Here is a 9,196-nt window from a genome sequence, read left to right on the forward strand (position 1 = left end):
ATATCTAAGGGATATTCATCAATGGACAAAGGATGAATTAACAGAGAATCAAGCAGTTAAGAGACGAAAAGCATGGGCAGCATGAATATTTTTTTATACGAGTTTTGGACGCCCTACCCTGAAGCCCATCGAGCGGAGCGCCGGCATCATGGCGGATATTCCGAAGGAGGAAAATAAATGTGTACCCATGCCGGATAATTTGCAGACGATTAGTAAAATCATGGGCGAACGAGCAGTTATCGCCCGGCCTGCGCATGGAATACCGGGGAAAAAAGGCTTCAAAATCTAAAAAGCGAACCCCGCACTTGTCATCGCGACGGTGCGGGGTTCTTTCAAAGTTATGAGTATGAACAAAATACAGACCGAATTATTCGCTGTCTATTTCTTCGGGGGTGTCCCCTGTATCTTTCGGCGGTTCATTATCCGTATCGTCATCGGGGTTTTCGTCTTCCTGGTTTTCTCCTTTGGCGAAATTGGCCTTGATAAAGGCTTCCACATCGCTCTCCTTGTAGAACGTCTTGTGATAAATCATCTGATAAGGCAATTCGCCCGACGAGCGGTAACGCTGAAGTGTCCGCTTGCTTACATTGAGTAACTGGCATACGTCCTGGTTATCCAGCAGCCGTTCGCCCTCCAGCAATTTTTCTTTTAGCGCCATTTTTTCCAAATGCCGGTCTATCCGGTCGAAACGCACCATAAAACGCTCGAACCAGTTCTGCATAAACGCCATTAACTCCTTGTCGGTCATATCCAAATATATTTATCGTTGGTTTTGCAAAGGTCGGACGTTTCCGAACCGTTGCTAACGAGGTCGGTACAACTATTTTTTAAGATTTTTATAAATAGTCTATTCACAACGGTTTACAGATGTATTTTCTTCCAAAAACAGAAAGAAAAATTGGTGAAACAGTCGGTATAGTGGGGCTAACAACGAAAAACACCCGATTTTGACCTGAATCAGCATCAAAATCGGATGTTTGGGGATAAATACCGATGTCGGTATTTTATTTTCTGCCCATACGACGCAGTAAAGCGTTTTTCAATTTATCAAGATATGGTGTTGGGGTATTTCTGGTCTTCAAATCGTCTAAAACCCGTGAGAGTTGGCTGTCTAACTGGATATTAAATACATTTTGGATATAGCTGTGGAGTTGTGTAAGAGGCACATCACCAAACGCACCCTCACTATCCCATGATAAGATTTGCTCCTGTAATTCGGCTTTTGTTCCCTTCCATGTCAGTTTGACGGCAGGAAAGCCGAATGAACCCATTATTAGATTGTTGTTTTCGCTTAAAGCTTCTATTTCCCTCGCTAAATAATCAGAAAGCATATCATTTGATAAAATTTTTGTTACTTTAAAATCGCAGTTTGTTGTAAAGTTGGGGTCAAATTCGTGAGAAAATGTTTCCATATACTGCTCCGTATCTGTTTGTCCCCGTAGAAAATAAAGAGAATCTAAGTGAGAAGAACCAGATCGGTAATAACGAATAAAATCAAGCCGCTTACTATTGTACTTATTTATACCGTTCAATAAATCGTTTAGATATTCCCGCTGTTTCTCTGTTCCGGTAGGTCGATCCATTTCAACATTATGTAGTTTGCGGTAATAGATTAGTCGAAAACATAGTCTGGGCTTAATTTCCTTGAAAAATAGGATTTCCTCTTCCTCGCTTGAAAAAGCATATGATGAAACAAATGCTTTTAATTGAGTGTATGCTTCCCTAAGCACACGGGATGCCTCTAATGACTTTGTCATTGAACTAATCTCCATGTGCTCTATTCTCTCAATTTCTGCATCGACTTCTTTTTTAAGACGGGAAGTAAACTGTATCATAATACTATAATTTAGTCATCTTCTTCATGAAGTGCTTTCAGAAATACACACAGGAAGGTTATACTACCAGTTAATATTAGAGTTATTACTATGATTGAGAGTAAATAAACCATTGCTTTATCTTTTCCATCGTTTATGTGTCCATAACCAACCGTATGGTTCTTCTTTGATATTTTCCGTCAGCAGATCGACATATGTTTGGGTTATTTCTCCCTCATTCATAGATTCAGCTTTGGAACATATAGGAATGCACGTTATTTTATAATTTCCTTTTGATAGCTGCGCGATATGCAGGTAAATAACTGCTGACTGACTTATACGCGCCAACTTTTCCATGCCTGAAAAAATATATGTTTGTTGATTCAATAATTCGAATTTGTATTTATCATCTTTTATTCGGGGACATTGATCTGCCAAAAACAGATAAATAGCAGCAGATGATTTTTGAGTTAGGATATGACGTATAACCGATTTGTCGGGTATTAATTTCACCCCAAAACGCGAACGGAGTTTAATCATTAGCTTATTCATTATTCCCGACCGTAGCGGTTTATAAACCGCATACATATCATGATGCAGTTTGTAAGGCATAAAATTCAGCATTTCCCAATTGCCACAATGCCCCAGACAAGCAATGATATTTCGTCCATCGTTTACGTGCTTATCTATAAGTTCCAAGTTTTCAAATATTATTTTCTTATTAAGGATTTCTGCCGGAACGGATATACTTTTAAGCATTTCTGCAAAATAAGCGGTAAAGCAAATATAGAATTTCTTTACGTTACAGCGGATTTCTCCATATTTCATATAGGGGAAAGAGCGTGAGATATTTTGGATTACGACTGCTTTTCTATATCCGATAACATGATAAGTAAGGAAAAAAGCAAATGAAGCTATTGCATACAGAAATGCCATAGGCATCATGCTTACGATATATCCCACAATATAAATGCCTTTATACATAAGGTTTGTAAGATTCTTTTTCATTCCTTTATTTCAATGATTTGTTTATTATCCAATCGCAATTTCTCCAATATTCTATCCATTACATAATAAACCACAGGTACAACAATAAGTGTCAGGAACATAGAACTAATTAATCCCCCGATCATCACCCAAGCCAGACCGTTTTTCCATTCGGCTCCCGCCCCTGTTGCAAGAGCAATGGGAAGCATGCCAATCATCGTTGCGGCAGTTGTCATCAGAATGGGGCGGAACCGCTGCCGGGTTGCCTCAATAAGTGCATCTTTCAATCCCATTCCTTTTGTTTTTGACTGGTTGGTAAAATCAACCAGTATAATGGCATTTTTAGCAACAAGTCCTATGAGAGCAAGCAATCCCAGAAGGGTAAACAGGTTAAGGGTGTCCATCGTTAGTGCTAAAGCGAGTAATGCACCTATTATGGCAAGAGGGATAGAAATTAATACTACAAAAGGGTAGATGTAGTTATTGTATAACAATACCATAATGAGGTAAACCAACAGTATGGAAATGATAAGCGCCAACCCCATTGTACCAAAGCTTTCGTCCTGCATTTCAAGTTCTCCACCAGGAATGACGGTAATGTTTTCCGGCAAATCGAGATCGTTTATTATTTGGCTGACATCTTTCCCTATGTCGCCCGTTGGCCGCCCTCCGACCTGACTGTTTAATGTTATGCAGGCACTACGGTTACGGCGTTCGAGGATGCCCGGCGCATCGGTTTCCTCTATACGTGCAAACTGATTCAGTTTGACAGACTCGCCAGAAGTATTTATTAATGTGATATTTTCAACGTCTGCCGTACTCCTGCGGTCGAAGTTGTCGAGGCGGATATTTATGTCATATTCGTATTCGTCTTGCCTGAACTTTGCATCATTATTCCCACTGAAAGCATTATTGAGTGTCATGCCTAACACCTCGAAAGGGATTCCCATAGCCGACATCTTATCGCGGTCGGGAATGATACTGACTTCGGGGCTGCTTTCTCCTGCGGATAATTTGGGATCGACGATACCCGGTACAGATTTAATACTGCCAAGAATAAGACTTGCAGCTATCCGTACGGAATCAATATGGTGTCCGGTGATATAATATTGCACAGGTGCTTCGTCAATATTTCCCATCAGGTCGGTCATTGCCACCCATATTTGCGTTCCGGGGATATGCTGTTGCAGAAAATGTTTTGCCTCCCGTGAAAAATCCGAAGTAAAAATATTGCGCTGACTGTGCGGAATCATTTTTACCCGTAAATCGGCTAAACGGGCTTGAGGTTGTCCGTTTTCTTCTGCTCCTACGGTAGTAAATACAGTTTCCACTAACGGACTGCTTCTTAATGCGTTTTCTGCTTTGTAGGCTGCCTGATTGGTTTCTTCTATGCTAACGTCACGGGGTAATTCCATTTTTATAACAAATTGTCCCTGATCGCCTTGCGGAGCTAAATCACTTCCGATAAAACCAAATGCTATCAGGCTTACAGAGCCTATCAAAAGGACAAAAGTAACAGCCAATGTAATCAGTTTGTGCGATAAAGACCACCTTAAAAGATTTGAAAACCAATCCGCTATCTTCTCTATCCTACTTTCGAAAGCATGAATACCTTTCCCGATGAAACTCCGGCGATTGAACTCATTTATTTTCCCAAACCGGGAGTAAAGCAACGGTACTACGGTGAAAGAAACTAAGAGGCTGAAAAGTACCGCGATGGCGATAGTAACAGCGAATTGACGGAATACATTGGCGATAGTCCCTTGTGTTAATGAAATAGGAATGAATACCACTACCAGAACCAGTGTGATGGAAACGATTGTCCCGCCTATTTCATTTAATCCATCGTATGCCGCTTGCACCCTGCTTTTCCCCATTTCCATATGACGGTGAATATTTTCGATAACCACAATGGCATCATCGACCAAAATACCTACCACCAATGTTATGGCTAACAGCGACATAAGGTTCAGGCTGAAACCAAACAAATACATCACTATAAATGAGGAAACAAGGGACAACGGAATCGCAATAGAAACAAAAACTGAATTTCGCACACTGCACAAGAATAATAGCATCGTCAAAGCCACCAAAATGATAGCTATAACGAGGTCAATCATCACAGAATTGGAGGCTTCCATTGTAAATTCCGCATTATCAGCCGCTATCATAAAGTTTAAACCAACTGGCTCATATGTTGATTGTAAAGTATCCAGTATTTCCCGTGTGGTTTTGGATATTTCTACGGTGTTGGCATCGGCAGAACGCTGTATAGTGATACCTATGGATGGTATTCCATTTACCCGGCTAAGGGTTTCTATCTCTTTGTTCCCGTCGTGTACATCCGCAATGTTTTTTACTTTTACCGCACTTCCGTCGGGCATATACTTTACGATTACATTTTCAATATCGACAAGGTTATTGTATTTACCTTGCAAGCGAATTTGCGTTTGCTTGTTCTCGTTTTTTATCTCTCCCGCAGGGAAATCGATGTTTGAGTTAATCAACACAGTGCTGATGTCGAGAATGGAAATCCCATATGCAGCCATTCTTTCTTCATTGATGTTTACCTGTATTTCACGCTCGTTTCCTCCGATGAGCGTTACCTGTGCCACTCCTGTTATCCTTTCCAAAGCAGGTTTTATTTCGTGGTTGATTAAATCGTAAAATTCCGTTTCACCCATATTAGCGACTGCGCCGATTGTCATAATGGGAATATCCGCCACGCTAAAATCATTTATGGATGGCTCTTTCATGCCTTCCGGTAAATCGGAACGTATAGCATTTACTTTTCGCTGTGCATTTTGAAGAGCTTTATCAAGGTTAGTTCCAGTTTTTAAGTGAATCGTTACTAAAGAATAATTCTCCATTGAGGTAGAAGTAATTTCATCTATTCCCTCTATGGAAAAAACAGCATCTTCTATCTTCTTTGTTATCGAATTTTCTACTTCACCGGCTCCGGCTCCCGGATAAACAGTGCTGATAGAAATAACATCTAATGTCATACTTGGCATTAATTCTCTATTCAGTTGGGTCAAAGAATAAATACCGAAAAAGGCAAGTATAACGAACATCACGACTACCGTAGTCGGACGACTGATTGACGTTTTTATGATATTCATTTTTATAAATTTAGAATGGATATTTCTGTGCCGTCAATCAGGTTGATTTGCCCGCTTTTTACAACGGTATCATCAGGTGATATGCCTTTGATTATTTCAATGTATTTTCCTTCCGAAATACCAACTTGCACGGCTACTTTATAGGCTTTGCCCTCTTTCACCACAAATACATGAGGAGCCTTCACTCCACCAACAATGGCATCCCTACTTATTACGAATGTGTTGTGGTTATTCCCGCCCACGTTGAAAATAGCGGTAGCGAACATGCCGGATTGTAGTTTTGGATGATTTAATACCAGTTCGACCGAATAATAATACTGGTCATTGCTTTTAGGGGAAATAGCCTCAATTCTGCCTGTAAATATGCTGCCGGGATATACGTCCGTGGTGATGATTGTTTCCATACCCACTTTTAGTTTCAACACTTCTTTCTCCGTTACATTGGCATACATTTTCAATGCTTTATTATCCACAATATCGACAACACTATTGCCAACCGAAAGCAACGTCCCTTCTTCGAAATAATCTTTGTTAATAATCCCGGAAGTAGGGGACGTAATGGTAGTATGGCGCAGTTGGTCTTGTAAATCAGCTATCCTGCTCTCAATACTGCGTAAGGTAATTTGGGCATCTTCCAATTCCCGTACTGTTACTGCCCCGATAGAAGCGAGATTTTGAAAACGCTCTACATCTTTTTCTGCTTTTGCCAAATCCAATTCGGAGAGCCGCAGATTTTCCCGTATTACATTGTTTTCAAGTTGTGCGATCACCGTTCCCCGGCTGACACTATCGCCTGCCTTTTTGTATTTCCTCACAACAATACCCTGCGCTTTTGAATAGATTGCCACCTCATTTTCCGAATCAATGCGCCCATTCACACTGATTTTTTCGCTCAAATCCATATACTGGGGCTTCTCAATCATGACAGGAACAACTGTGTTTACAGCCAATGACAATTCAGCATTCCGGTCAATGGTTTGTTTATTCTCGACCAGTTTCCATGCGATGAGGCTAACAATGGAAACAGTTAGAATGATTGGTGTTACTATTTTTGATTTCATTTTTTACTACTGCTTAATAAGTATTCAAGTGTCCCGCTTGCTTTCAATAAATCTATTTCTGTCTTTTTATAGCGGATAAGCTCTGTGGTACAGGCAATTTTCACTTCATGCAAAGAGGTTTCCGTTTCAAGAAGGTCTGTTATGCTCGCCAAACCTTCAGTGTACAAAGCTATTGTCTGACTATATACTTTCTCTGCCAGTTTCAGGTTTTCAAATTGCACTTGTATCAACTCATAGATTATCTCCAGTTGATTTTTCGCATTCAAATAATTAGCAGATAAAGTCTGTCGGGTTTCTTGAATGTCCCAATCCAACCCTTGCAGTTGTACTTGTTTCTGTTTTACCCGGCTTCGTTTACCTAAACCGTCGAAAATTGGAATGGTTAAACGAACGCCCACAATGGCGGAATTGTACCACGGTTCTCTTGCAAGGTTCAGTTTGTTTGATTGAAACTGATACCCGGCTGTGGCAATAGCCGATAACGTTGGCAGGTACTCCATTTTATGACTGCGGATTTCGAGTTCCAATCTTTCTCTTTGCTTATTCAGCACGTCAATCTCTATCCTGCTTTGTTGCAGAGGATAGTTCTGAAATTCGGATATATCCATGCTTTTTACCTCTGAATCATCCACTTCAAAAGCATCTTCAATAGGAATACCGATTAGAATTTGTAAGTAACGTTTTTGCTGTGATATAATATTTCTCATATTTTTACCCCGTGCCTGCAAATTGGTTAGATTTACTTTGATACGGTTCAAATCAACTTCCCGTGTTACATTTTCTTCTACTCGTTTTTCCATTAACAGGTAAAGTGAATCCTGCATAGAGGTCATATAGTTTATATTATCCAATTCCTGCATACTATTAAGGATGTCATAGTAAGCGTTGCTTACATTAAAAATTATTTCCTCTTTTGTCATTGTAACACGAAGCCTTTGAAGTTCTTGGTTGTTCCGAGCTATTTTTATTCCTGTGAATAAAGTGGGTGAAAAAATGACTTGCTCAACACTAACACCAAAATCCAGCTCGTTCTTTGAACCCATCTGAACCGGGATTTGCGTTCCGCTCTCGCCAATGAGTTCGCCGGGTAACATCGTTGTAGGTAAAACCAAGCTATGGTCGAAACTGCCCGAAGCGTTTATCTGCGGCAACACATTCGACCGGGCTTCGTTTATCTGATAACTTGCCTCACTGACATTGAGATTTGCCCTATGTGCCGCATAACTGTTATTGATAGCGAAGTCAAGACATTGTTCAAGAGTAATCTTCCCTCTTGAATTTTGCGCCATGACAGTATTGCCTATCATCAATAAGGCAAGCAAAATCTGAATCGTTCTCATTTTCAGAAGTTATATTTGATTCCGAGAGACACGTATGGGGAAACAGAGAAGTAATAATCATTATCTGTTGCGAAAACTCCTTTCAACGTTCTGTCGCTGTAAGAAGCAGGACGGAACAAGTTCAACCCAGCCATAGCTGTCATAGATAATCCGGTTTTACCAACCTTTATTTCGGGACGAAACCCTGTTACGATATATTGATGGGAAAATATCATGTCTTTACCATCCTTTTCTAACAAAGCCACCTGCCCGTTCATTTCAAGGGCATACGATAGTTTGAACCAATCGTTGAAATCATAGCCGACAGACACGTCCAATCCTTCGACCAATTCTACATTTACGTCGAATTTCCCATTGAGATTCCAATTAAGATAGACAGCAGGAAATATCATCGGATAACCTAATGAACTGTTTATTGCCACACCTCCACCAATAGACAGATTGGGTTTCAGGTGGCGGATAAAAACAACGCCTGCGCTTCCAAGCACGTTTTTAAACCTGATTTTGGAGAAATCGGTTGAGGAAGTAAATATCCCACCACCTAAACTCGCCCTCATCGACCATTTGTCATTCAATGGGCGCAGGTGGTAAAGCCCGACCTGTAAATTCATGATTTCGGAAGGCATATAATCTGTGAAATTCTTGTTATTCAAGGAAGTATATGACCCGCCAAGACCAATCCCCCAAGCTGTCGGACGATTGTTCTCATTCATTTTCATGGACAACGGTATATTAACCGCTCCCTGATAAACGACGGCAGAACCGTTGCTATCTCCAATTTTTTCTCGTGGTTTCTCACCCGGAGGTAGAAAGTAATAGCCCGAATTGCCGAGATACTCCGTCTTAAAAGACACTTGTTGCGCTTTTCCTTC

General features: G+C 40.6%; 7 protein-coding genes. All 7 read right to left on the bottom strand.

Going from position 1 to position 9,196, the window contains the following annotated elements; genetic code table 11:
• Window positions 1–367: 367 nt before the first annotated feature.
• Window positions 368–748, bottom strand: a complete 381-nt coding sequence (locus LBQ60_13885; protein MDR2039009.1) for a helix-turn-helix domain-containing protein — start codon at window positions 746–748, stop codon at window positions 368–370.
• Between the two features lie 256 nt (window positions 749–1,004).
• Entirely contained in the window at window positions 1,005–1,835 is an 831-nt protein-coding gene (locus LBQ60_13890) for an RteC domain-containing protein (protein MDR2039010.1), read from the bottom strand.
• A gap of 117 nt (window positions 1,836–1,952) precedes the next feature.
• A complete protein-coding gene (locus LBQ60_13895) occupies window positions 1,953–2,822 on the bottom strand; it encodes a lysophospholipid acyltransferase family protein (protein MDR2039011.1) in 870 nt (289 codons plus the stop codon).
• A complete protein-coding gene (locus tag LBQ60_13900; GenBank protein MDR2039012.1) occupies window positions 2,819–5,923 on the bottom strand; it encodes an efflux RND transporter permease subunit in 3,105 nt (1,034 codons plus the stop codon). Before LBQ60_13900 ends, LBQ60_13895 begins: the two co-directional genes overlap by 4 nt.
• Before the next feature lie 2 nt (window positions 5,924–5,925).
• Window positions 5,926–6,984: an efflux RND transporter periplasmic adaptor subunit gene (locus tag LBQ60_13905; protein ID MDR2039013.1), complete on the bottom strand. Its 1,059-nt coding sequence runs from the start codon at window positions 6,982–6,984 to the stop codon at window positions 5,926–5,928.
• Entirely contained in the window at window positions 6,981–8,324 is a 1,344-nt protein-coding gene (locus LBQ60_13910; protein ID MDR2039014.1) for a TolC family protein, read from the bottom strand. The genes LBQ60_13905 and LBQ60_13910 overlap by 4 nt, the downstream gene beginning before the upstream one ends.
• A gap of 2 nt (window positions 8,325–8,326) precedes the next feature.
• Window positions 8,327–9,178 carry a DUF6268 family outer membrane beta-barrel protein gene (locus tag LBQ60_13915; protein MDR2039015.1) on the bottom strand — a complete coding sequence of 284 codons (852 nt, stop codon included), beginning with the start codon at window positions 9,176–9,178 and terminating at the stop codon, window positions 8,327–8,329.
• Window positions 9,179–9,196 lie beyond the last annotated feature (18 nt).

The sequence above is a fragment of the Bacteroidales bacterium genome (assembly GCA_031275285.1).
Taxonomy (GTDB): domain Bacteria; phylum Bacteroidota; class Bacteroidia; order Bacteroidales; family UBA4181; genus JAIRLS01.